This is a genomic window from Streptomyces sp. A5-4 (genome assembly GCF_051131715.1).
In the GTDB taxonomy this organism is placed as follows: domain Bacteria; phylum Actinomycetota; class Actinomycetes; order Streptomycetales; family Streptomycetaceae; genus Streptomyces.
In genome coordinates, this window is sequence record NZ_CP178591.1 from 180090 (window position 1) to 201801 (window position 21712).

Here is a 21712-nt window from a genome sequence, read left to right on the forward strand (position 1 = left end):
ACCGCGCTTCCGTGAGGTCGTACGCCCCTTCGGGAACGCGACCCGCATGCATCTTTAGCTGGTACGGACGAACGGTCACAACCCCACAGTCGGCCAGGCCTGAGCGTCGTAGTTGCCCTTACGGAGCGCATGCCTCTGCGATCGACAGGCTGTTCTCGTAGAGGTGGTGCCGGGTGATCCGGCCGTCCTCGACGGTGAGGTGCAGAGCGAACGGGCCCTCGAAGGACCTTCCCGTCGCGCGTACGGTCCCCGACACCTGCCCCATCAGGACGGCGTCGGCGCCATCGACGAGGAAGGTGTCGACGCGAGCGCGCGCGTCTTCGGGCACGGTGTGCTCCATCAACTCCGTGAACTGCGCTGCGCATTCGGCGGCGGTGGACCGCGGGCGGATCCACGGAACGGCGGGGTTCTCGGCGAGCAGCCAGTCGACCTCGTCCGCGAAGAGCCCGACGAGCCGCTCGGTGTCCCCGGCCAGCCGGGCGGCCAGGAACTCCCGTACGACAGCCCGGGTCTCCTCGGCGACGGAACTCGCGGCGGTCGCTGACCTCGCCGTAATGGCAGGGGATGTGACAGACATGGTGCTCTCCTCGCGGCTGCGACCGGATCCCGGCGGGAGGTGTTCCCGTCGATGTGCTTGATCCTGCGGGTAGGAGAGAGAACGGTCGATTACCCCGGAGGTAATGACCCGGCGCTGCTTTCCTGCTGGTGCACGACCGGCAGTACCTGGTGGTGAGGCGCTCAAAAACCGGTGGAACAGCGCCGCTGCGCGCCACTACCGTGCTGTCGAACCAAGTCGCCCAGCCAAAGGACGTCCCGTTGTACACCGTTTGAGTCTTCCCGAGCGCTGAATCGTCGCGCGTCGCACCTGTGCGCCGTGCTCCTTCTTGCTGCGGATTTCTCAATGGAACCGGTGTACTTCTGTGCTCAATAACTGGCTGGTCATGCCCACCTGTCTGCCGCTCGTTCTCCGCCGCTGCCACACGTGCGCGTCCGAGCGCTTCCGGGCAAATGGCAAATTCCGTGTCAACGCGAACCACAAGCTCCTCGACGCCTGGCTCCTCGTGCTCTGCACCACGTGCGGGGACACCGCGAAGCTCACGGTCCTGGAGCGGATGCATGTGCGCTCCGTACGACCCGAGCTGCTCGACCGGCTGCATGACAACGACCCCGGCCTGGCAGCTGAGCTGCTCCAGGACCCGGGGGTACGGCGTCGTAATCGCATCGCCCTCGACTGGGACAACGCCTGGCGCCTCGACACCGGCGGATCGGATCACCTGGACCGCGAGGTGATCGACATCTCGGTCCGCTTTGCGGCGCGGATCCCTGTCCGGCCGGTGCGACTGATCGCTGAGGGTTGCGGTCTTTCGCGGGCCGAGGTCGAGAGACTGGTCACGGAGGGGAAACTCGTCTCGGCAATCCGGCTGAGCGGCAAGCTCTCCGACGACTTCACCTTCACGCTCAAGCCCTGAACCCACCTCCGGGCCAGGGCCTGTCCGGCGAATCTTGCCGGACAGGCCCTGGCCCGGCTCGCGTGCCAGCCGGTCCAGGATCTCCACGACGGGCCGGACTCGGCGTGTGTCAGCCAGGTACGCATCAGTGAGTTCGGCGAAAGCCCGCTGGTAGGGGCACCGCACGTGCCCGCGCCGGCGTCCGGGAGGTTGCCGGTGGGGTGCGTGAGCGGGTGGGCGATCTGCGCCTGGTGACGGTCCACCTGTCGGCCAACCGTATCGAGGTGATCGCTGTCCGGTCGGCCTGCTGGTCAAGGTTGGCGCGGCGGACTCAGTGCGCCCGGGACGGCTACCGCTCGCGACGTGAGAGCCAGGGCAGACATGACACGAGCGAATGCGGTTACTCGTACCCGTATGACGACGGATCCGCTCAGTACGACGCCGGCAAAGGTCGGTGTCCGGAACCCAGACCAGGTCGAACAGGCCTTCCAGCACTTGGAAGCCGGGGCCGCCGGGCCGAATCAGCAGACGCAGTACGCCCGTGGAGCTCTGGCCGGATATCTCTGGGCCCTGGGGCGCGGCGAGCCCGCGCCCATCACCGCACGGCCAACAGGTGGTGCACCAGGGCTGGAGGCGATGACCGCCGAGACGGAGGCCGCCACCCTGCAGATGGAGGACTCCACGCAACGCACCGTGCCACGCGATTACATCCACGGCGCCCACGACGCCCTGGCCTGGGTATGCGGCCAGACCGACATCAAACCGATGGCCCCTCACTGACTGCGGCTGCACAGGCGCATGAGTAACGCTGGGGTGGTTTCCCTCTGAAGGCCCTGCGACCTCACGCCAGCGGCGGGCAATAGTTCCTTCAAGCACCAGGAGGAGGCACAGCTCAGTCCCATGCTGCTGCGGGACCAGTCCACTGAAGCGATACGGCCACCGCCTGGCCTGATTGGCGAGCAGCTGAGCGGCTAGGGCCTGTGTGATGTCGTGATCAGTCGGCGGTCTTTGATAGGTCGTCGATCCAGATCATCGCGGCGCGGAGGTGGACGCCGGCGAGGTAGCTCTCGGGCGATTTGTCATATCGGGTGGCGATTCCTCGCCAGGCCTTCAGCTTGTTGATCAGGCGCTCGACGGTGTTCCGCTCCTTGTAAAGGTCCGCGTCATAGGTGACGGGTCGGCCACCTCGTGCGCCCTTCTTCTTCCGGTGGGCGGCCTGGTCCTTCTTCTCGGGGATGACCGCTTTGATGCCGCGTTTACGCAGGTAGGAGCGGTTGCCGCGGGATGAGTAGGCCTTGTCCGCGGCGACCGCGCCGGGTCTGCTGCGAGGGCGGCCGACGGGCAGGCGGACTCGGACCCGCGCGAGTACGGGGATGAACTGGGGGCTGTCCCCGGCCTGCCCGGCGGTCAGGACCAGCGCGAGCGGACGGCACCTGCGGTCTGCGGCGAGATGAAGTTTGCTGGTCAGCCCGCCCCGGGACCTGCCGAGCACGGGCCTTCACCCTTGATCGTGGACACCGGTTGTTATGCGGCGGAGGCCAGCGTAGTTGATCGCTGTTCGTAGTTGATCGGGCTCTGCTGGCCGAGGGCTGAGTGCCGTCGCCAGGTGTTGTAGCGGGTGACCCAGCGGAAGACCGCGAGGCGGGCGGCGCGGGCTCCGGGCCAGCGTTTCGCGCCCTTGAGGGTCTCCCTTTTCATGCTGGCGTTGAACGACTCCGCGGCGGCGTTGTCCGCGCTGGTGCCGACGGCCCCGCGTGATCGGATCACGCCGAGGTCCTTGCAGACCTGGGCGAACTCCTTGGAGGCGTATTGGGCTCCGTTGTCGCTGTGGAAGATCGCTCCGCGCAGGTTCCCTCCCCGCGCGCCGGCTGCGGCCTTGAGGGCGTCGGTGACCAGTTCGGTCCGCATGTGGTCGGCGATCGACCAGCCCACCAGACGCTTGGAGTACAGGTCCAACACCGTTGCCAGATAAAGGAATTGGCCGTCGCCGACCGGGAGATAGGTTATGTCGCCGACGTACTTCTTGTTTGGCGCGGAGGCGGTGAAGTCCCGCTGGATCAGGTCCGGCACCGGGACGGCGTCGGCCGCGGGGACTGTGGTGCGGACCTTCTTGCGCAGGTGCAGCCCGACGATGTCGAACTTCCGCATGACGCGTTCCACCCGCTTGTGATCGACCCGCAGCCCGGCGCCCTGGAGCTCGGCGGTGACGCGCGGAGCCCCGTAGGTGCCGTCGGACTCGGTGTGGACCGACGTGATCCGCTCGGCAAGCTCGGCGTCCGCACGTGCCCGCCCGGCCCGCGCATCCGAACCGGCCAGGTGCCGGTAAAACCCGGAACGGGAGAGCCCCAGGATCCGGCACAGCCGCTTCACGCCGAAGGCGTCATTGTGGTCGGCAACGAACTGGAAACGGCTCACCAGCTGGTCTCGCCCGCAAAATACTTCGCGGCCCTCCGCAGGATCTCGCGTTCCAGCTCGAGCTCCTTCACCTGGGCCCGCAGCCGCTTGTTCTCCTTCTCCAACGCGCTGGCCTCCACCGCGCCGGGCACGGCGGCCTGCTCAGCATCCCGCACCCAGGTGCGGAGCGTCTCGTGGTTCACCCCGAGATCCTTGGCCACCGACGCGTACGTCCGCCCCGGGCTGGAGCGGTACAACGCGACGGCATCGGCCCGGAACTCAGACGAGTACTTCGACGTCCCCAACGGGAACTCCTGTCCTTCGGATCTTCACGATCCAATGATCAGGGTGTCCACGATCAAGGGGTAACACCCCACAGCTTCTTTCAGGCGGAGCTTGCGCCTGCGCCGGGTCCGCCGGCGCTCGTCCTGTCCGTTCTGTTCCTCCGGTCCGCCCCTTTTTGCCGTGCGGTCTCCTGCTCCTGCGCGGCTTCTTCCAGGGCGTCCATGAGGTGCTTGCTGACACGCATGCCTGCGGCGTCGTGGTGGGCGCGGACCGTTGTGGAATCCACGCTGACCAGCGACAAGTCTGTTCGTCCGGCGCGGGCGCCTTCGGCGATCAGGCCTTCCAGCAGGGCGGAGAACACGCCGGCGTTCCGCCAGACGCGGAAGCGTCCGTAGACGGTGGCCCAGGGGCCGAACTCTGCAGGCATCTCCCGCCACTGACCGCTGGACCTAAACCGCCAGATCACACCCTCGAACTGCTCCCGCAACCGCTCCGGATACGGACCGTACCTACCGATCGGCAGATACGGCTCGATGAACTTCCACTGATCATGGGTGAGTTGCCTACGCGTCACGACCAAGGTCCTACCGGATCCCGCTCCCACAAAGAGGCGAAACACGGTAACTGATCACGACATGACACACGTCCTAGTCGAGGCGGGGTGATTCCTACGGGTGTCGGCCGGTGACGGCCACCACCCGGTCCAGCAGCGGCGCGTCGGCGGGGACTTCGACGGCGGGGCCCCACAGCCCTTCAACGGGTGCGTTCGGGACGAACCCGGCCACATGGTCGAAGCATGCCTGGAGCGTTGCTTGGGGGAGATCAAAGGGTTGGCCAGTGGCCTTGGCGATGTCCCAGCCGTGCACGACCATCTCGGTAAACGCGATCTTGCCCCACAACTCGTTCGCCAGTTCAACGCCCGCCGCGACTGTCCTGCCGTGCCAGGCCGCCGGGTCGTCCCAGGCGTCACCGAGCGCCCGCACATTCTTGGTCACGCTCTCTCGCCAGTCGGGACTCACGTCCGGGGCAGCAGGCTCAGTGGCGGGATCTACGTCCCCGCCCTCGCCGGATTCTCCGTGGGCAAGGGCGGCGAATCCGGAGGACACCTCATCGACGTGGGCAATCAGGTCACGGACGGTGTATTCGGCGCAGGGGGTGCGGTTGGCATGTTGCTCGTCGCCCACGCCAGCCAGTACGTCGATCATCTGGCGACAGGCGGGCTTCAGGTCGATCATGGGTGCTCCTCGGTCGCGCGGCGCGGTTACCCACGGCAGACAGCTGTCGGGTTCAAAGCTCATCGGTCCGCTCCTGGGCGGTGCCCGCCCGAGGAGGCCAACTTCCGCCGACGCCTCCTTCTCGAAGCGATCAACATGCCCCTGATCAGCAGTTTCATGGAGTGGGACGCTCCTCAGGCGACGTACGCCTCAGAGCAGGCGTGATATCGGCGTCCGTGATCAGCAAGGTGGGCTCCGGCGCCCAGCCGTCGACCCCCCGCGCGATCCGGGTGGCCGCAGCGGAGGCCGGCATCGTCCAGGCCACAGGACTGGTTCGCCGTCATCGACACCGAGGGGTCGGCGCCCACTGAGGCTGAGCGGTCCCAACAGAAGCCGTCGGGCGTGTGACTGTCGGCTTGGACGCTCGTGGACCGGGTGCGGGGAAGTCGGAGTCGCCTCGGCCCACCGACTCCCGCTGCGGCGTGGCGCTCGCGGGCGTCGGAAGCCTCTGTCGCTAGATTCCTTTCGGACAGACGGAGGCGGCCCGCTCCAACCGTCCGGGTGTTCCCGCGCGCGCCCCTGCTCACGCTCCACCGGACGAGAGACGCGATGAGACTTCGTGCCGCACCCTTTCGGCGAGTCGCCTTCCTGCTGGCACTGGCAGCCGGGTTGGGAGTGGCTCAGCCCCCTGCCTCCACGGCGTACGACCGCCCCGCACGGTGCGGGGCATCCGTGCCGTACCGGTCGGGCGACTCCGGGTACCACACCTTCCGCATCCCGGCCGCTGTGCGAACGCCCGACGGCACGCTGCTCGCCTTCGCCGAGGGCCGGTGGAATTCCTCGGCGGACAACGGCGACATCGATCTGGTTCTGCGGCGCTCCCTGGACAGCGGATGCACCTGGCAGCCGATCCAGTTGGTGGCGGACGCCGGGACCGACACTGTGGGCAACCCCGTGCCCGTGGTCGATCCCCGCACCGGTGACGTCGTGTTGGTGACCTGCCGGACGATCGGCGGCGCCACGCGGCGGCAGGTCACATCGGGGCGGATCGCCGCGTCGGTCCGCCGCGTGTACCTCCAGCGCAGTACGGACAGCGGGAGGACGTGGTCGCCGCAACGCGACATCACCGCCACCGTCAAAGCCACCGACTGGCGTTGGTACGCGGTCGGCCCCGGCCATGCGGTCGCTCTGCGGCACAGCAGTCACCGAGGCCGGCTGCTGGTGCCCGCGAACCATAGTTCGGGTACGACCGGACGCAGCGGCGCACACTCCCTCTACAGCGACGACGGCGGGCACAACTGGCGCGTCGGGTATGTGAGCGGTTCGGTCGGCGGCCCGCTCGCCCTCAACGAGAGCACGCTGGCGGAGCTGCCCGGCGGCACGGTCTACATCAATGCCCGCGACCACGACTTGACGGCCACCGGGACCCGCGCGGACGCGTACAGCGCCGACGGCGGGCGGACCCTGTCCGTCCCGTTCCGGCCTCAGCCGCAGCTGACCGGGCCCATGGTGCAGGGCAGCGTCCTGCAGGTGTCCGGTCTGCCGTGGCGTGGCCCGCTCCTGTTCTCCGGCCCCTCGGACCCGGACAGACGGCGTCGGATGCAGGTGCGTGCGAGCTACGACGGCGGGGAATCGTGGCGGCCGGTGTGGTCCGCGTCGCAGGACCCGGCCGGGTACTCGGACTTGGTGCGGACAGGGATCTCGGGGCTCGGCCTGCTGTACGAGACCGGTCCGAAGGGCTCACACGACACCATCAGATTTACGCGACTGCCCATGGTGTGGTCCAGCGCCACAGACCACTTCCGGGGTGGCCGGACTCCCGGCGTCCAAGGGCGATGAGTTTCGCCGTGGTTTCCGGTCTGTACCTACACACACGATCAACACGCACGTACACGATCGACCGCACTTGAGGAGAGCATCATGTCTGCTACCTACACATTCGACGTCTTTTCCAGCCTCGACGGCTTCGGCTCCGCCAGCGGCGACTGGACCGGCTACTGGGGCAAGCAAGGCCCCGAGCTCCTCGACCACCGCCTCGCCCAGTACGGCGGGGAGCAGCGGATGGTCTTTGGCGCCAACACGTACAGGGCATTCGCGCGGATGCTGGAATCGAGCACCGAGGACTCCGAGGTGCGTGACCCATGGGTCACCCGGATGACGCACCTGCCGGCAACGGTGGTGTCGACCACGCTGGAAGGATCCCTCGACTGGCCGGATGCGAACGTCGAGAGCGGCGATGCCGTCGACGTCGTCGCCCGGCTCAAGGAGGAGTCCGGGGTACCGTTGCGCTCGCACGGCAGCCTGTCGATGAATCGGGCGCTGATGGCCGCCGGCCTGGTCGACCGCGTGCAGGTGACGCTCTTCCCTGTGATCACCGGTCATACCGGTCTCGACCCGATCTTCCAGGGTTCGGCCGACTTCGACCTCGAGCTGATCGAGCACCGGACGCTCGACGGCCACACCCAAGAGCTCATTTACCGGCCCACTCTGCATGGCTGAGCCCATTCATGCGCCCCGCCCCGTCAAGTGGCCGGGACGCCCCGTTCACCAACGGACTGGGCGGGGCGCCCGCAGGCCTCTGTCGGCGACCGTGGAGACCTTGATCTGCGGCCCTGCCTGGTGAGACACCATACCAACGGCGCAGTATCCGTACCTGTGCTGTCGTCCCTCTTGGCCTCGACGCACCCAGGTCGGCGCTCGGGCCTCGTTTTCGGGTCAGTGGCAGAGTCCGAGGAAGATGCCGCCCGGTGTATTGAGGTCGTCGTTGTAGAGATGGAAGGCGCGAATGGACCTGGCAACCTCTCGCTGGGAGATGAAGGCGTCGCCGTCCAGGTCCAATCGGCGGAAAATGAGCGCGGCGTCAGAGCTGGACATCTCGCAGAAATCGAGATACTTGGCGAACTCGTCCCTGTTGATCCGCTTGTCGGCGTCGACATCGAGGACATTGAAAACGGCCTGCGCTAGGTCCTCCAGCAGTTGCGCGGCGCTCGTGCCGTAGTCGATGGCGCGGTGCGCTGCGACGAACTCGCCCTGGGACAGCCGGCTTTGCCCGGGTGTCGCCTGTGACAGGAGTCCCAGCCACTGCGCCCAGTACGCCCTCTCCAGGTGAGTGACCCTGACGTCGCTCTTCGCCAACGCATAGCCGGTCGCGTACCTGTCCACGATCTGCTGGTAGTTGCCCCAGGTCACGAAGCCTTCTTCGGTGGCGTCAAGGACCGCGAAGAGGCGCTGCAGCCGACGGGTGATCGGATCGGACGTCACCATGCGTTCCGTGTCCTCTCGCTAGATCTCACTGACGATGGTCCACGCCTGCTGTTTGCGCTACGAGCCACGAACGAGGACTTCGACGTATCAGACGCCCAAAGGATGCCAGAGGTTCATCCCTCGCCGAACGATCGTGCGACGGTCCCACTCGGCCGGGTGTGCCACCAGGTACAGGCCGAGGCTGCGCGGGCCGCCGTTCACGCCGCCCAAGACTCGGCAGCGGGGCTCTCGCTCGCCGGTTCGCACAGCGGCGCTCCCCGCGTATGCGCCCTCTCCGGAAGTCGCCGTCCCGGACCACGGCGCGTTGTTGTCGGCGTCCTCCTGACACCGAACGCGCAACGCGCCCTGTCGTTCGCACTGGGCAGTACTTTGATCACGCGGGCCCTCTATGAGGCAGTGGTCGTCGGACAGCGTGCCGACGCGTCGAGTGGGCCATCACTGGGTGCAAGTCGTAGTGGACTTCGGTGAGTTGTTCCGAGAGCTGCCACAGTCGGCGGGCAGTGACGGTGTCCCGCATCGCGCGCTCACGGCGGCGCAGGACGGGCTCCCCTCGTAGTTGCAGGATTCCGTCGGGCACGACATAGCTTCCTCCGGGAAGGTGCGGAGAGGCCGCGGCATACAGGGAGGTCTTCGCTCCCTCCGGGGTGGGGCGGAAAGCAAGACGCGTGAGCAGTCGCGTCAAGGTCGCGTACAAGCGTCCGCGCTCACTGTGGGCGCCGCCGGTGAGCACGTTCGTACGGGTGAGTCCCGGCGCGACAGCCATGCTGCGCAATCGCAGGCCGGCCGCGTCGACGCGGCGCTGCAGTTCGGTGGAGAAGTACAGGTTCGCCCGCTTGGACTGCACGTAGGCGAACGCCGTGCGGTAGCGGCGTTCGGCATTGAGGTTGTCCAGGTCGAACCGAGCGAAGCGCTGACCCTCGCTGCTGACGGTGACCACGCGCGGGTCAGGTGCAGCAAGCAGCCGGGGCAGCAGCAGGCCGGTGAGGGCAAAGGCGCCGAGATGGTTGATTCCGAATTGGGATTCGAAGCCGTCCGCGGTCCAGGCCAGCGGCACCATCGCGACACCGGCGTTGTTGACCAGCAGGTCGAGGCGGTCGTGATCCAGGCTCTCGGCGAAGGAGCGGATGGATGACAGCGAGGCGAGGTCGAGGCGCCGCAGGTCCGCCTGGGCGCCGGGCACTTCGGTGAGCAGCCGCCGCAACGCGGATCTGCCACGCTCCGGGCTCCTGCACGCCAGGACGACATGGGCTCCCAGCCGGGCGAGTTCGCGGGCGGTGACATAGCCGATGCCGCTGTTGGCTCCGGTGACGACGGCCAAGCGCCCGGACTGGTCGGGGAGATGCGGGATGGGGGCGGTTACGGAGGCTGTGCGGGCGGCACTGCGCATGATCTTCCTCCGGGCACCGGAAGGACAATTATTGCAACTTCTGGTTGCGATAGGCTGGAGCGTGCCACAACCACCACAACAACGCAACTAGGAGTTGCAATGCCGTCGGACTCGGTCCCGCCCAACCGCATGCGCCCCTTCGGACGCGGCCCAAAGGTCCGGGCCGCAGTACATGCCGCGACGCTCGACGAGCTCGCGCGGAAGGGATACGCGGAGCTGACCGTCGATGCGGTGGCCAAACGGGCAGGTGTGCACAAGACGACGGTCTACCGACACTGGAAGGACCGCGAGAGTCTGGTGGTCGACACGCTCGCTGAGCACTTCGCCGCCGAAATCCCCACCCCGGACACCGGCGCCGTGGAAACCGACCTGCGCGCACTCGCCCGAGCTCTCGCCGCCAGCATGACCGACCCGGTCGGCGCCGCCGTACAGACAGCGATGTACTCCGACGCGGGGCGTCTGCCGGAGATCGCCGAGGCCCGGCGAGCCATCTTCGCGAACCGGATCCGTCGGGCCGAGCCAGTGGTCTCCCGCGCCATTGAACGAGGAGAACTACCGGAGGCGACCGATCCGGCCGAGTTGTTCAAGCTTCTGGCCGCACCGATCCACTTCCGGCTACTGGTCACCGGCGAACCGGTTGACGATGCGGCGGCCGACCAAGCAGTGCGCATCGTGCTCGCAGTCGCCCAGGCCGGCGCCCTGACCGACCCGGCAACCGACGCGGGTCCATGAAACGACGCGATTCCGTGGGCAAGGAATGCGGCCGCCGGGTGATGGTTTCCGCCCCTGCGCCAGCGATCGTGTTGAGCGGGTCATGATGCGCGCAATGGGGGGGTTAACGTGCAGGTCAGCGCCCGATCCGCGAGCGGGTGGCGGATCGGGCATGCTCGGCGGCATACTCGGAGGTATGGCAGATACCAGTGTCAAGATCGACGACGAGACCCGCGACACGTTCAAGGACCTGGCCGAGGGCGCGGGCATGTCCATGAAGGAGTACCTGGCGAAGGTGGCCGCGGAGAAGAAGCACGAGCAGCTGCTCGACACCGCGACCGCGGCCTTCCGCCGCGTCATCGGCCAGCCGGGCTTCCTGGAGGCGTTCGACGCCGACTTCGGCGGGCTGCCGCCGGTCGCCGACCAGAGCCCGCGGGCGGCCTGACCCGGTGGAGCCGCACATCGACTACCGGTGGCTCCTGGCCCGCCAGGAAGACATCCTGCGCACCGATCTCACCGTGAATGACCTTTCCGTACTCGTCGGGATGGCGGCCCGGCACCGGGTCAACACCCCGCGCCTCGACCAGGCCGACCCGGACGCGTTCTGGCGCGCTGCGGTCTTCCTGCAGGAATGCGTCCTGTTGCGTCCGCTGCCCGCTCGAAACGAGGCCTACGGCGCCGGCGTCGCCATCGCCTACCTGGCAGCCTCCGGCGAGCAGGTGGACACCGCCAACGGGCCCTGGCGCGGCCTCATCCAGGACATCCGCGCGGCGCGTGTGGACGTCTACGCCATCGCGGCCCGCCTGCGTTCCTGGGCCCGCTAGCCCAGCACAGCACGCCGTCCCTCCTGTTCGTGCGCCGTCCAGCCTGCGCGTACGTCGTCCGCAGCGCCTCGCACCGAGGGCGGGGTGGTCCGGTCCCGCCTCCCGACGTGCGTGGGTGCGTCTGTGCCGCGCGGCTCTGCTCCGCTTAGCCAGGGATCCGAGCGCGCCCCGTCAGCGACTCCGGCGGGCGTTGAGCCGGGCGGCCTGGCGCGTCAGGTGGTCGCGCTCGGCGAGGTTGGGTGCCTTGTGGGCCGCCTCGGCGTACAGCCGGGCCGCCGCCGCCAGGTCGCCGTCGCGTTCGTGCAGGTACGCCGCCACAGCGGCGTGGCGTGGCAGTGAGTTCTCCAGCGCGGCGAGCGCCGCCAGGCCGGCGCGTGGCCCATCGGCCTCGCCGACGGCCACCGCGCGGTTGAGCCGAACGACCGGGCTGTCGGTCAGGCGCGTGAGCTCGTCGTACCACTCGACGATCTGCACCCAGTCGGTCTTCTCGGCCGTGGGCGCATCGGCGTGGAGTGCTGCGACGGCGGCCTGGGCCTGGAACTCACCCAGCCGGTCGCGGGCGAGGGCCGCCTGCAGGATCCCGACGCCCTCGGCGATCGACTTGGTGTCCCACCGGCCGCGGTCCTGCTCGGCGAGCGGCACCAGGCTGCCGTCGGGCGCGGTCCGGGCGGCGCGCCGGGCATGGTGGAGCAGCATGAGGGCGAGCAGCCCCGCCACCTCGGGATGGTCGATCGCGCCCGCGAGCTGCCGGGTGAGCCGGATGGCCTCGGTGGCCAGGTCGATGTCACCGGAGTAACCCTCGTTGAATACCAGGTAGAGAACGCGCAGCACGGTGGCGACGTCGCCGGGCCGGTCGAAGCGCACGTCGGAGATGGTGCGCTTGGCTCGGCTGATGCGCTGCGCCATCGTCGCCTCGGGTACCAGGTAGGCCTGGGCGATCTGGCGGGTGGTCAGCCCTCCGACGGCGCGCAGCGTGAGCGCGACCGCGGACGGCGACGTCAGCGACGGGTGGGCGCACAGGAAGTAGAGCTGGAGTGTGTCGTCCGCCGCGGGCACGGGCCCGGGCGCGCGCCCCTCGTCGATGAGATCCTCGCGACGGCGGCGGGCCGCGTCCGCTCGGGTCGCGTCGAGGAACCGCCGCCAGGCCACGGTGATCAGCCAGCCCTTCGGGTCCCGCGGCGGGTCGGCCGGCCAGACGCGGACGGCCTCGATCAGCGCGTCCTGCACGGCGTCCTCGGCCGCCGCGAAGTCGGCTCCGCGGCGGACGAGGATTCCGAGCACGCTCGGCGTGAGGCTTCGAAGCAGGACCTCGTTCACCTCCGAGGTCACTCCGTGATCGTGGGCGGCGCGGCCAGGAACGGGCGTACTTCAAGCCACTCGTGGATCGGCTTCCCACCGGCCCCGGGGGCCGCCGACAGGTCCCCGGCCAGCTCCATGGCGCGCTCGTAGCTGTCGACGTCGATCACCATCCAGCCGGCGATGAGGTCCTTGGTCTCGGCGAACGGGCCGTCGGTGACCGGCGGGCGGCCTTCGCCGTCGTACTGGACGAACGTCCCCTCGGGGGCGAGCGCCTGGCTGTCGACGAACTCGCCGGATTCTTCGAGCCGGGCCGCGAAGTCGCGCATGTACTGCACGTGGGCGGAGATTTCCTCCTGCGTCCACTGGTCCATGGGGACGTTGTTGACGGGAGCCGGGGCGCCACGGTAGTGCTTGAGCAGCAAGTACTTGGCCATCGTGTGTCTCCTGTGTGCTGGTGCGGCCCATTGTGGTCGCGTTCACTGCGGGGACGGAGCCAGTTCCGGGTTCTCGACATCGGCGTCCAAATTTCTTTTTGCTCTCGCGGATGAGCCAGGGTGGGCCGTGTCGGGGTCCGCGGCGTGCTGCGAGGGCGGGACGGAGAGCGCCCTGGCTCGCGTCGGCGACGGCCACTCGCTCGGTATGCGCGGCCAGACCGCAGGCCGTGGGACGCCTGCGCCTCGACGATGATTTAGTCGATGGCTGATCGATATGTGCACTCCGCCGCCCGGGGCAGGGCCCACATCCCGTGGGGCCGAGTCCCGTAGTCGGCTTCCGCGTGCGAGGGGCGGTGAAGCGGCCTCTGGCGGACGTCGGGGGCCTCATGGCGCACTTCCGGCATGAGACCCCCGACCGCCGGCGTCCGTATCCGTGGCCGAGCGGAGCCGACCCGGACAGCCCCGTTCGCCGGGCGCGGGGAAGACGGGCTTCCGTCCAACGTCACAGGAGCCTGACACCCCTTCGGGCCAGGTAGGAGACGGGGTTCACGTCCGTGCCGTACGGGCGTCTGGCCCGGATCTCGAGGTGCAGGTGCGGGCCGGTGGCGCGCCCGGTGCTGCCGCTGTCCGCGATGCGCGCGCCTGCGGATATACGGGCACCGTTGCGGGTGCGGATCCGGTTGAGGTGTCCGTAGACCGCGTAGTGGCCGTCCGGCATGCGCACGGTCACCGCGTTGCCGTAGTCCCCCGACCACTGGGCGAGGACCACGGTGCCCGCGCTGACGGCGTAGACGGGAGTTCCCCGGGGCACTGCCAGGTCGATGCCTGTGTGGTGTCCGGCCTGCCAGTTGCCGCGTACCCCGTAGCGCGCGGTGACCCGGTAGCCGCGCCGCAGTGGCAGCGCGAACACTCCGGGAAGTCCGCCCTGCCCCAGGCGGCCTTCGTCGGGCGGTATCTGTTCGTCCGCCTCGGCGAGTGCGTCCTCGAACTCGGCGTCGTAGCCGATCAGGCAGGAGTCGTCGGTGCGGGGGTCGGCGCTCGGCGCCATCCCCACGGAGAAGGCGCCGCCCAGAAGTGCCATGGCGATGCCGAGAGCGTCACGTCGTGTGGTGCCCGTTTCGGGCGGCCGGTCCATGTGGGTGGTCATGCCCGTCAGGAGACCTGCGGCTGGCCCGGCGCGCACGCCTGGTTGGGCCGTTTGGGGCAGGCATCCACCCCGGACGGAGAGGATTCTCCGCTCTCTTCCGGTCCAGAACGAGCAGGGGTTCGGCAGCACCGGAGATGGGCGATACGCACACTCGAATCGCAGCCCCGAGAACGTCGCGGGCGAGCAGGACATGCGCCTCGCCATCGTGGCTGTCCGATCGAAACCGCCCCCGGTTTGCTGCAGGACGGCATCGGGCCCGGCCGCTGACGGCCGACCGGGCCACAGGTCGGCGGCCACCCGGGGCCTACGCGGCGTACAGGCAGGCCGAACGCTTGCCCGGCTCAGCGAACTGGGCGCATCGCGAGGCCGGATTCGCCCGCCCTGCGGGATGCCGGGTCAGTCTCCCTCAAGGTGAATTTCCATCGAGGCCTCATCTGCACACCGCTCGGCCAGTCTTCGGACAGCAACCAAGATCACGCGTGCCGGATCCCCATCGGCCGACCGTCGCACCGCATCAACCTCGGCGAGGAACTGCGGCATGTCCTGCATGGTCAGGACAAGAGTTCTGTACGGGTCCGCCCGGCTCAGCATGGGCAGATTGCTGCTTGCACAGATGTGCGCGAACAGATCGGAGCCGTCCAGTACCGCGTCAACTTGAGCCAGGCGACGCCTCCTCGGGCTCGTACCTGGCTGCTCCACCCGCTTCAACACTATGTCCAGACCCATGGTGACAACTCCCCGGATTCCGCTCGGAACGGCCATCGCGTTACAGGGCATCAGATGGACGCGCGGTTCAAGCGCCTTTCGCTCACCGCGCACCTCCCGCGCGGGCGCGGCGGGTTCAGCCGGTGTCGAGGCCGTCGATCAGACGGTTGAGGAATCGGGTGAAGGTGACTTCGGGGGTGAGGGTGCGCCTGGGGGCGCCGAGAGCTTCGGCGAGTTCGGGGTGGCGGCCATCGGCGGCGACGGCGGCGAGATAGCGGGCTTCGGCTGCGGCCCGGTCGGGGGACCGCGCGGCTGCGGCCTGAGTGACCTCATGACTGACGTGCCCGGCGACAAAGGCGGTGAGCTGGGCAAAGACCTCCAGCCTCGCCGCGCCGTCGAGCCCGGTGGGCCGCAGGGCGGCGAGGGCACGTTCCAGGAAGGTCAGGGCGCGTACGGGCGATCGGGGGCGGCAAGCCACTCGTCGAGCGGCACCAGGTGATAGATCATGGTCCAGTTATAGCGAGCTGCCGCGCACCTGCCCTCTTCGCCTTTCAACTGTGCGGATCCAACCGGGGCGAGGCAGGGCCCTTTCCCGCGACCGTGCCCGCCTCCGGGTGATGGAGGCGGGCACACAATGCGGTCTCGCGTGGTCAGACTCCCGTCGGGTCCTTCACGTACGGAGACTCAGCTGCAGGCTCCTCCGCAGCCGCGATCCGGAGCGTGGGGCCGCCTTCGCTGAGGCCGAACCGCGCATGGAGCTTGCGCAGGAAGCCGGGCGCGTACCAGGCCGAGCGGCCGAGCAGGCGCATCGCGGCGGGGACGAGGACGCCGCGTACCGCGATGGCGTCGATGAGGATGGCAAGTCCGCTGCCGAGGCCGAACATCTGCATGAAGCTGATCTTGGCTGTGCCGAAGGCGAAGAAGCTCACGGCGAGCAGGCAGGCCGCCGCGGTGACGATGCGTCCGGTGTGCCCGAGACCGTTCGCCACTGCGGACTCGGTGTCCTCGCCCAGGTCGTGGAGTTCCTTGATGCGGCTGGTGACGAACACCTCGTAGTCCATCGACAGACCGAAGGCGATGCAGAACATCAGCACCGTCATCGACACCTCCATCGGCTGCGCCGAGAAGCCCAGCAGGGAGGAGAGATGGCCGTCCTGGAAGATCCATGTCATGACGCCGAGGGACGCTGCCAGGCTGATCACGTTGAGGACCAGGGCGCGCAGTGGTTGCACGACACTGCCGGTGAACAGGAAGAGCAGAAGGAATGTGGTGAGGGCGACCAGGGCCACGGCGATCGGGAGCCGGCTGCTGATGGAGTCCTTGGAGTCGACCAGTTCGGCGTCGACTCCGCCCACCAGAGGCTGTGATCCGACGGGCGGGGTGATCCCCCGTACCTCACCGACCAGGCTCTGCGCCTCGTCCGAACGCGGCGACAAGGAGCTCACCACACTGATCCGCTGCGCGTCGGGCCGGCCGAGAGCGGTGTTGCCGGGGCCGGCCGCCGTGGATCCGCTGCCGGCATAGGTGCCCGCGCCGGTCTCGACCCGGTCGACGCCCTTGAGCCTGGACAGTTCGAGCGCGTACGCCTCCAACGGGGCCTTGCTCACCGGCTGGTCGATGACGACATGCAGGGCCGCTTCGTCGTTGCCGTTGAAGTTCTCCCGCAGTGCCACGGCGACTTGACGGCTGTCGGCGCCCTCGGGCAGCACACGTTCATCCGGCGTACCGAAGGTGATACCCAGCAGCGGACTCGCCGCCAGCAGGAGGATCGCCAGCACCGGCAGCGCGGTGAGCGCGGGCCGTCGCATCACGGTGCGGGCCAGCCGGCCCCACATGGACGCCCGAGCGCCAACCGGCCCCCGCTTCGCCCACGGCAGCCGCCCGCTGTTGACGCGGTGCCCCAGGACGACGAAGAGTGCCGGCATCACCAACAGGGTGCTGATGGCCGCGATGGCGACAACACCGACCCCGGCATAGCCGAACGAGCGCAGGAAGTACTGCGGGAACACCAGGAGCGACCCGAGCGCGGCGGCCACCGTCGCGGCGGAGAACGCGACTGTGCGGCCCGCGGTGCTCACGGTCTGCCGGACCGCGTCGTCCACGGCTGCCCTCGCCGCGAGCTGCTCCCTGAAGCGGCTGATCATCAGCAGGGCGTAGTCGATGCCCAGTCCCAGGCCCAGGGCTGTGGTGAGGTTGGTGGCGGAGACGGAGACGTCGGTGACGCTGCCGAGGAGGGAGAGCTGGGCGAACGAGCCCAGGATGGCGATGGTCGCGATGACCAGCGGCAGCAGGGCCGCCACCACACTGCCGAAGACGAACAGGAGCAGGAGCAGGGTCAGCGGTATGGCGATGACCTCGGCCAACACGAGATCGTCGACGACCTGTTGTGACATGTCGCCACCCACGGCGGCCCCGCCTCCGGCCTGGACCGTGAGACCGCCCCTGGATTTTCCGGTGTAGACATCGAGGATGTCCTGGACGCTTTTCCGCTGCTGTGTTTCGTCGCCCTTCACATGGGCGAGCACCATGGCCGCACGGCCGTCCCGGGAGCGCAGGCCGGGACTGTCCGCGTCCCAGTAGGAGACGACGTTCGCGAGGTCCTTCTCCTTCCTGAGGTCGGCCACCAAACTCTGACCGCTCCGCCTCGCAGCCGGGGCATCGATGCGGCCGTCGGGAGCACGGACCAGCAGAACCAGGTTCGTCTCTCCGCCGAACTTCTCGTCAATGGCCTCCCCGGCCCGGGTGGACTGGGAGGCTGGGTCGTCGAAGCCGCCCCCCAGCAACTTGCCGAATGCGCCGGCACCCAGGGCACCCATGAGGGCCACGACCACGACGGCGACGACGAGTACCAGCCGGGACCGGCGAATCGCCAGTTCGGCTATGCGTTCAAACACGCACGATCTCCTTTGTATCTTTTCCGGTGAAAACGACGTGGAGAAGCCAGGGCATGGGGGAACCGGAGCGGTGCTCGGCGGGTCTCTTCACCTCACCCGAGGCATGTGCGGTGTCGCACTCTTCGTCGCAACAACGACGTTAGTGAGACGGCAGAGGGTTTGGCAGTGCTCGGTTTACCTAACAGTGTCAAGTCTCTTGAAACCCCGACGGATTCGGCGTCGTACGATCACCGCATGCCAGCAGCAGACGAACACATAACCGCCCCGCCCTCGCTGCGCGAGCGACGTCGGGCCGTCGCCACCCAAGAGATCCTGGACGCCGCCGAGCGGCACATCACCGAACACGGGCCCTCCGCCCTGTCCCTGCGCGCAGTCGCCCGCAGCCTCGGCATGACCGTCCAGGCGCTCTACCACTACTTCCCGCGCCGCGACGCTCTCGTCGCCGAGCTCATCGCCAAGGCCTACGACGACTTGGCCGATGCCGTACAGGCCGCCGTCGACAACACGGCGGACGACTCAGCCGTGCCGCGCCTGGTGGTCGCGGCCGAGGGCTACCGCCACTGGGCCATCGCCCACCCCGAGCGCTTCCAACTCCTCTACGGAACACCGCTGCGGGACTACGCCGCACCCGCCGACGGCTCCACCACCCGGGCGATGCGCCGCATGGGCACAATCTTCGAGCGCGAGCTGTTCGGTGAGTTCACCCAGGCCCAACTCACCGCAGCCCAAGTCCCCATGCTCTCACCGCCACTTCGGGCACGCCTGGAACACCAGTCGTCGGGAAATCCGGAGCCTCTGCCACCTCCCGCGGCGGCTCTCCTCATGAGCGCGTGGGGGCACATGCACGGCCTGGTCGTCCTGGAGGTGTTCGGACACACCGCCGCCGTCGGCAACCACCAGGCCGAGATCTTCCACCTGGCGATGCGGAAAATGCTCCAGGACATCCACCGCCAAATCCCCACGCACGTCAGCGAGCCGCATCCGGCCGAGAGCTGATCGACCACTGCCGAAACCGCCCAGCTCCTCCCCCACGTGGCGCTGACAGACGCCTACGCATCTTTCGCCGTGATCCAGCGCAACGCACAGCTGCCGGCCTCGCTCAGGCGGCTTCGGCAACCGGTTGCTTCCTCGGCTCGGCCGCGTGCCGGAGCCGACGACGCGCGCGTCCTGCCATCCGGCAGCCCACGCAGGCCGGGTGGCCGTGCGAGGCCGCCCGGTCCTTGGTACGCCAGTGCTGTTCGGCGGGCGGACGCGGGCCACTTGGCTTCCCCCAACCGCTCAGATGGAGCGCCCGGGTGACGAGGGCTGCGAGAGCGATTACGCCGAGGCCGAGCCAGGAACCGGCGGTCGGCGCGGCGATCATTGCGGCGCCGGAGAGACAGAATCCGACAACGGTGAGGAAGGTGCCTGCCCATCCGGCGACCGTGTGACCGAGGTCGTGGTCGCCGTGCATGCGCGCTCGTGGATCTCCTTCGGCCGACTCTGTCTGTATCTTCGCAACGGAAGCGAGAAGTTTTACCTCACAAGCTAAGTACCTTAGAACTAAGGAGTAATCCGGTGAAGGGCAAGCCCCGCCCCGAGGCGACACCGAAGCAGGCGCTGGACGCGATGGACCAGATGATCGCGCTCGCGCTCGTCTCGCAGCACGACATCGCCAGCGGCTGGGACTGAACGTCACCGACCTGACCTGCCTCGGCCACATCATCGGCGCCGGAGAGCAGCATCTGAACGCGGGCGACCTGGCCGCGCACGCCAACATCACCACTGGCGCCGTCACCGGCGTACTCAACCGACTCGAACGCGCCGGATACGTCCACCGGCAGCCCGACCCCAACGACCGCCGACGCGTCCGCGTCGTCCTCGACACAACGGCGGCCACCCGAGTCTTCGCCGTGTACGGCCCGCACTACGAGCGGCTCGGCACCCTCTTCGCCGACTACACCCCCAACGAGACAGCCGTCCTCGCCGACTGGTTCGTCCGCGCACGGGCCACGTTGCAGGTCTCACTCGACGAGATCAGAGAGAGCTGACCCCGGAGGACCGGGGGAGATGTAAAAGATGACGACGTCGTCATGCGGCAGGGAGCTCGGCCGCCTGCTCGGCTTGCGCATCGCGTCCACCACGTCGCGCCGATGGTTCTCGCCGACAGCAACGTGATCAACCCGTACGAGGGCCCCGCGCGGGGTCGGCTGGTCCGTCGGAGTCCTCAAGCCCAGTACTTGCGCCGCCCCGCCCCGCCCGCCTCTTCGCGGCGAGTGGCTCGTGCAGACGCCGTCCGGGTTTCAGCAGCTGGGCTGCGGCACGCCGGCTTCGTCCCAGGGCCGGCCGCTCGGCCCCTGACTCCTGGCCCGGTCCATGTAGTCGCGCAGCACCTCACGGGAGTGTGCGAGCGTCTCGATCTGGGCATCCAACCGCTGCTCGCGTGCCTTCATCATCGTCACCATCTCCGGGCATTCGACGAAGTCGGGGGCTTCACCGAGCACGCAGGGCATCAGGTAGGCGATCTCCTGGGTCGACAGACCGGCGCCCAGAAGGTTCCTGATCTGTCGCACCTTCACCACGGCGTCGGAGGCGTACTCGCGATATCCGTTCGCGCCACGCACCGGTTCAAGCAGTCCCTGCGCTTCGTAGTAGCGCAACTGGTGGCTACCGACACCAGTTCGGCGGCTCAGCTCACCAATGAGCATGCAGACTCCTGACCCAACACGCTTGACCTTCACACCGGTATGAACCCTCACCATCGTGCCATGGACAACGACTTCACCTCTCAAGCGGCTCCCGTCACGGTCATCGGACTCGGCCTCATGGGGCGGGCACTGGCCGCCGCGTTCCTGCGAGCCGGGCATCCGACCACGGTCTTCAACCGTACGCCGGCCAGGGCCGACCAACTGGTGGCGCAGGGTGCGCAACTCGCACCGACAGTCGCAGACGCGCTCCGGGCCGGCCCGCTCGCCATCATCTGCGTCACGGACTACCAGGCCATGCACCATCTGCTCGATCCCATCAGCGCAGAACTGCACGGTCGGACACTGATCAATCTGACCTCGGGCACCTCGGCCCAGGCGCGGGAAGCCGGCAGTTGGGCCCGCCGGCAAGGCGCCCACTACCTCGATGGCGCCATCATGGCCATCCCGCCGGCGATAGGCACCGCCGAAGCGGTCCTGCTGCACAGCGGGCCGCAGTCGGACTTCGAGTCTCACCGGACAACGCTCGACGCGCTCGGCACCGTCACCCACCTAGGTGCTGATCTTGGTCTCGCGTCGCTGTACGACGCCGCCGGCCTCGGCATCATGTGGAGCGTCCTGAACGCCTGGCTCCAGGGCGCCGCTCTGCTGAGAGCCGCCGATATCGACGCGGCGGTATATACGCCGTTCGCACAGCAGATGGTCACGAGTGTGGCCCAGTGGCTGCCCGGGTACGCCGAGCAGCTCGACCGTGGCTCCTATCCGGCGGACGACGCGACCCTCGATATTCACACCGCTGCGATGAGCCACCTCATCGAGGAGTCAGAAACCCACGGTGTCAGCGCGGAGCTTCCGAAATTGATCAAAGCACTGGCCGATCGGTCGATCGCGGCCGGACACGGCGGGGAGAGCTACGCGGCGCTGATCGAGGAGTTCAGCAAGGCCCACGGTGCTGACCGTGGCTGATCAACTGGTCAACCACGGAGGGCTGCCCGGCCCCGGCCCCCACGGGCTTTACTGTT

At 68.3% G+C, this 21712-nt stretch carries 22 protein-coding genes and 4 pseudogenes; 11 read left to right on the forward strand and 15 right to left on the reverse strand.

Going from position 1 to position 21712, the window contains the following annotated elements:
* Window positions 1-118: 118 nt before the first annotated feature.
* Window positions 119-577 (reverse strand): nuclear transport factor 2 family protein, encoded by a 459-nt coding sequence (locus ACLLJJ_RS00890; RefSeq protein ID WP_434587333.1) that lies wholly within the window; start codon window positions 575-577, stop codon window positions 119-121.
* 343 nt (window positions 578-920) lie between these two features.
* Here ACLLJJ_RS00890 and ACLLJJ_RS00895 point away from each other — a divergent pair, with 343 nt between their 5' ends.
* The gene (locus ACLLJJ_RS00895) at window positions 921-1469 is read left to right on the forward strand and encodes a DUF1062 domain-containing protein (protein WP_434587334.1); all 549 of its coding nucleotides are present in this window, start codon (window positions 921-923) and stop codon (window positions 1467-1469) included.
* Window positions 1470-1862: 393 nt separating this feature from the next.
* A complete protein-coding gene (locus ACLLJJ_RS00900) occupies window positions 1863-2228 on the forward strand; it encodes a hypothetical protein (RefSeq protein ID WP_434587335.1) in 366 nt (121 codons plus the stop codon).
* Window positions 2229-2442: 214 nt separating this feature from the next.
* Here the strand turns inward: ACLLJJ_RS00900 and ACLLJJ_RS00905 are convergent.
* The 4 genes and pseudogenes from ACLLJJ_RS00905 to ACLLJJ_RS00920 all read right to left on the reverse strand — a co-directional run.
* A pseudogene (locus ACLLJJ_RS00905) lies at window positions 2443-2940 on the reverse strand (IS5 family transposase); the annotation flags it as partial.
* A gap of 32 nt (window positions 2941-2972) precedes the next feature.
* Window positions 2973-4147, reverse strand: a protein-coding gene (locus ACLLJJ_RS00910) for an IS3 family transposase (protein ID WP_434587336.1) whose coding sequence is annotated in 2 segments (ribosomal slippage) — window positions 2973-3880 and window positions 3880-4147 — 1176 coding nt in all. Because the reading frame shifts where the segments join, the coding sequence is not laid out codon by codon here.
* 69 nt (window positions 4148-4216) lie between these two features.
* Window positions 4217-4701, reverse strand: a pseudogene (locus ACLLJJ_RS00915) (transposase); the annotation flags it as partial.
* A 94-nt stretch (window positions 4702-4795) separates the two neighbouring features.
* A complete protein-coding gene (locus ACLLJJ_RS00920; protein WP_434587337.1) occupies window positions 4796-5362 on the reverse strand; it encodes a TIGR03086 family metal-binding protein in 567 nt (188 codons plus the stop codon).
* A gap of 711 nt (window positions 5363-6073) precedes the next feature.
* Here ACLLJJ_RS00920 and ACLLJJ_RS00925 point away from each other — a divergent pair.
* Window positions 6074-7180, forward strand: a complete 1107-nt coding sequence (locus ACLLJJ_RS00925) for a sialidase family protein (RefSeq protein ID WP_434587338.1) — start codon at window positions 6074-6076, stop codon at window positions 7178-7180.
* An 81-nt stretch (window positions 7181-7261) separates the two neighbouring features.
* A complete protein-coding gene (locus ACLLJJ_RS00930) occupies window positions 7262-7840 on the forward strand; it encodes a dihydrofolate reductase family protein (RefSeq protein WP_434587339.1) in 579 nt (192 codons plus the stop codon).
* Between the two features lie 216 nt (window positions 7841-8056).
* Here the strand turns inward: ACLLJJ_RS00930 and ACLLJJ_RS00935 are convergent, their stop codons facing one another.
* Entirely contained in the window at window positions 8057-8605 is a 549-nt protein-coding gene (locus tag ACLLJJ_RS00935; protein ID WP_434587340.1) for an EF-hand domain-containing protein, read from the reverse strand.
* Between the two features lie 373 nt (window positions 8606-8978).
* Window positions 8979-9992 carry an oxidoreductase gene (locus tag ACLLJJ_RS00940; RefSeq protein WP_434587341.1) on the reverse strand — a complete coding sequence of 338 codons (1014 nt, stop codon included), beginning with the start codon at window positions 9990-9992 and terminating at the stop codon, window positions 8979-8981.
* Window positions 9993-10091: 99 nt separating this feature from the next.
* Here ACLLJJ_RS00940 and ACLLJJ_RS00945 point away from each other — a divergent pair, with 99 nt between their 5' ends.
* From ACLLJJ_RS00945 to ACLLJJ_RS00955, 3 genes are all read left to right on the forward strand, one after another.
* Entirely contained in the window at window positions 10092-10724 is a 633-nt protein-coding gene (locus ACLLJJ_RS00945) for a TetR/AcrR family transcriptional regulator (protein WP_434587342.1), read from the forward strand.
* A 175-nt stretch (window positions 10725-10899) separates the two neighbouring features.
* Window positions 10900-11148: an antitoxin MazE7 gene (locus ACLLJJ_RS00950; protein ID WP_434587343.1), complete on the forward strand. Its 249-nt coding sequence runs from the start codon at window positions 10900-10902 to the stop codon at window positions 11146-11148.
* A gap of 4 nt (window positions 11149-11152) precedes the next feature.
* Window positions 11153-11527, forward strand: a complete 375-nt coding sequence (locus ACLLJJ_RS00955; RefSeq protein ID WP_434587344.1) for a toxin Doc — start codon at window positions 11153-11155, stop codon at window positions 11525-11527.
* A 171-nt stretch (window positions 11528-11698) separates the two neighbouring features.
* Here the strand turns inward: ACLLJJ_RS00955 and ACLLJJ_RS00960 are convergent, their stop codons facing one another.
* The 6 genes and pseudogenes from ACLLJJ_RS00960 to ACLLJJ_RS00985 all read right to left on the reverse strand — a co-directional run bounded on the left by ACLLJJ_RS00960 (window position 11699) and on the right by ACLLJJ_RS00985 (window position 18006).
* Entirely contained in the window at window positions 11699-12844 is a 1146-nt protein-coding gene (locus ACLLJJ_RS00960) for an RNA polymerase sigma factor (RefSeq protein ID WP_434600259.1), read from the reverse strand.
* 8 nt (window positions 12845-12852) lie between these two features.
* Complete coding sequence (locus tag ACLLJJ_RS00965; protein ID WP_434587345.1) at window positions 12853-13260, reverse strand: YciI family protein; 408 nt, start codon at window positions 13258-13260, stop codon at window positions 12853-12855.
* A 502-nt stretch (window positions 13261-13762) separates the two neighbouring features.
* On the reverse strand, window positions 13763-14407 hold the full coding sequence (locus tag ACLLJJ_RS00970) for a M23 family metallopeptidase (RefSeq protein WP_434587346.1): 645 nt from the start codon (window positions 14405-14407) through the stop codon (window positions 13763-13765).
* Window positions 14408-14803: 396 nt separating this feature from the next.
* A complete protein-coding gene (locus ACLLJJ_RS00975) occupies window positions 14804-15133 on the reverse strand; it encodes a hypothetical protein (protein WP_434587347.1) in 330 nt (109 codons plus the stop codon).
* Between the two features lie 115 nt (window positions 15134-15248).
* Window positions 15249-15581: pseudogene (locus ACLLJJ_RS00980) on the reverse strand (TetR/AcrR family transcriptional regulator C-terminal domain-containing protein); the annotation flags it as partial.
* Between the two features lie 181 nt (window positions 15582-15762).
* Window positions 15763-18006 (reverse strand): MMPL family transporter, encoded by a 2244-nt coding sequence (locus tag ACLLJJ_RS00985; protein WP_434587348.1) that lies wholly within the window; start codon window positions 18004-18006, stop codon window positions 15763-15765.
* A gap of 234 nt (window positions 18007-18240) precedes the next feature.
* On the opposite strand from ACLLJJ_RS00985, the gene ACLLJJ_RS00990 reads away from it, so the two are divergent.
* Window positions 18241-19002 (forward strand): TetR/AcrR family transcriptional regulator, encoded by a 762-nt coding sequence (locus ACLLJJ_RS00990; RefSeq protein ID WP_434587349.1) that lies wholly within the window; start codon window positions 18241-18243, stop codon window positions 19000-19002.
* A gap of 103 nt (window positions 19003-19105) precedes the next feature.
* On the opposite strand, the gene ACLLJJ_RS00995 is transcribed toward ACLLJJ_RS00990, so the two are convergent.
* Window positions 19106-19459, reverse strand: coding sequence for an HGxxPAAW family protein (locus ACLLJJ_RS00995; RefSeq protein ID WP_434587350.1), 354 nt, complete (start codon window positions 19457-19459; stop codon window positions 19106-19108).
* A gap of 250 nt (window positions 19460-19709) precedes the next feature.
* Here ACLLJJ_RS00995 and ACLLJJ_RS01000 point away from each other — a divergent pair.
* Window positions 19710-19808: pseudogene (locus ACLLJJ_RS01000) on the forward strand (MarR family transcriptional regulator); the annotation flags it as partial.
* A 90-nt stretch (window positions 19809-19898) separates the two neighbouring features.
* Window positions 19899-20036 carry a hypothetical protein gene (locus tag ACLLJJ_RS01005; protein ID WP_434587351.1) on the forward strand — a complete coding sequence of 46 codons (138 nt, stop codon included), beginning with the start codon at window positions 19899-19901 and terminating at the stop codon, window positions 20034-20036.
* Between the two features lie 252 nt (window positions 20037-20288).
* On the opposite strand, the gene ACLLJJ_RS01010 is transcribed toward ACLLJJ_RS01005, so the two are convergent.
* Window positions 20289-20693, reverse strand: a complete 405-nt coding sequence (locus tag ACLLJJ_RS01010) for a MerR family transcriptional regulator (protein ID WP_434587352.1) — start codon at window positions 20691-20693, stop codon at window positions 20289-20291.
* 60 nt (window positions 20694-20753) lie between these two features.
* On the opposite strand from ACLLJJ_RS01010, the gene ACLLJJ_RS01015 reads away from it, so the two are divergent.
* Window positions 20754-21656, forward strand: coding sequence for an NAD(P)-dependent oxidoreductase (locus tag ACLLJJ_RS01015; protein ID WP_434587353.1), 903 nt, complete (start codon window positions 20754-20756; stop codon window positions 21654-21656).
* Window positions 21657-21712: the final 56 nt, after the last annotated feature.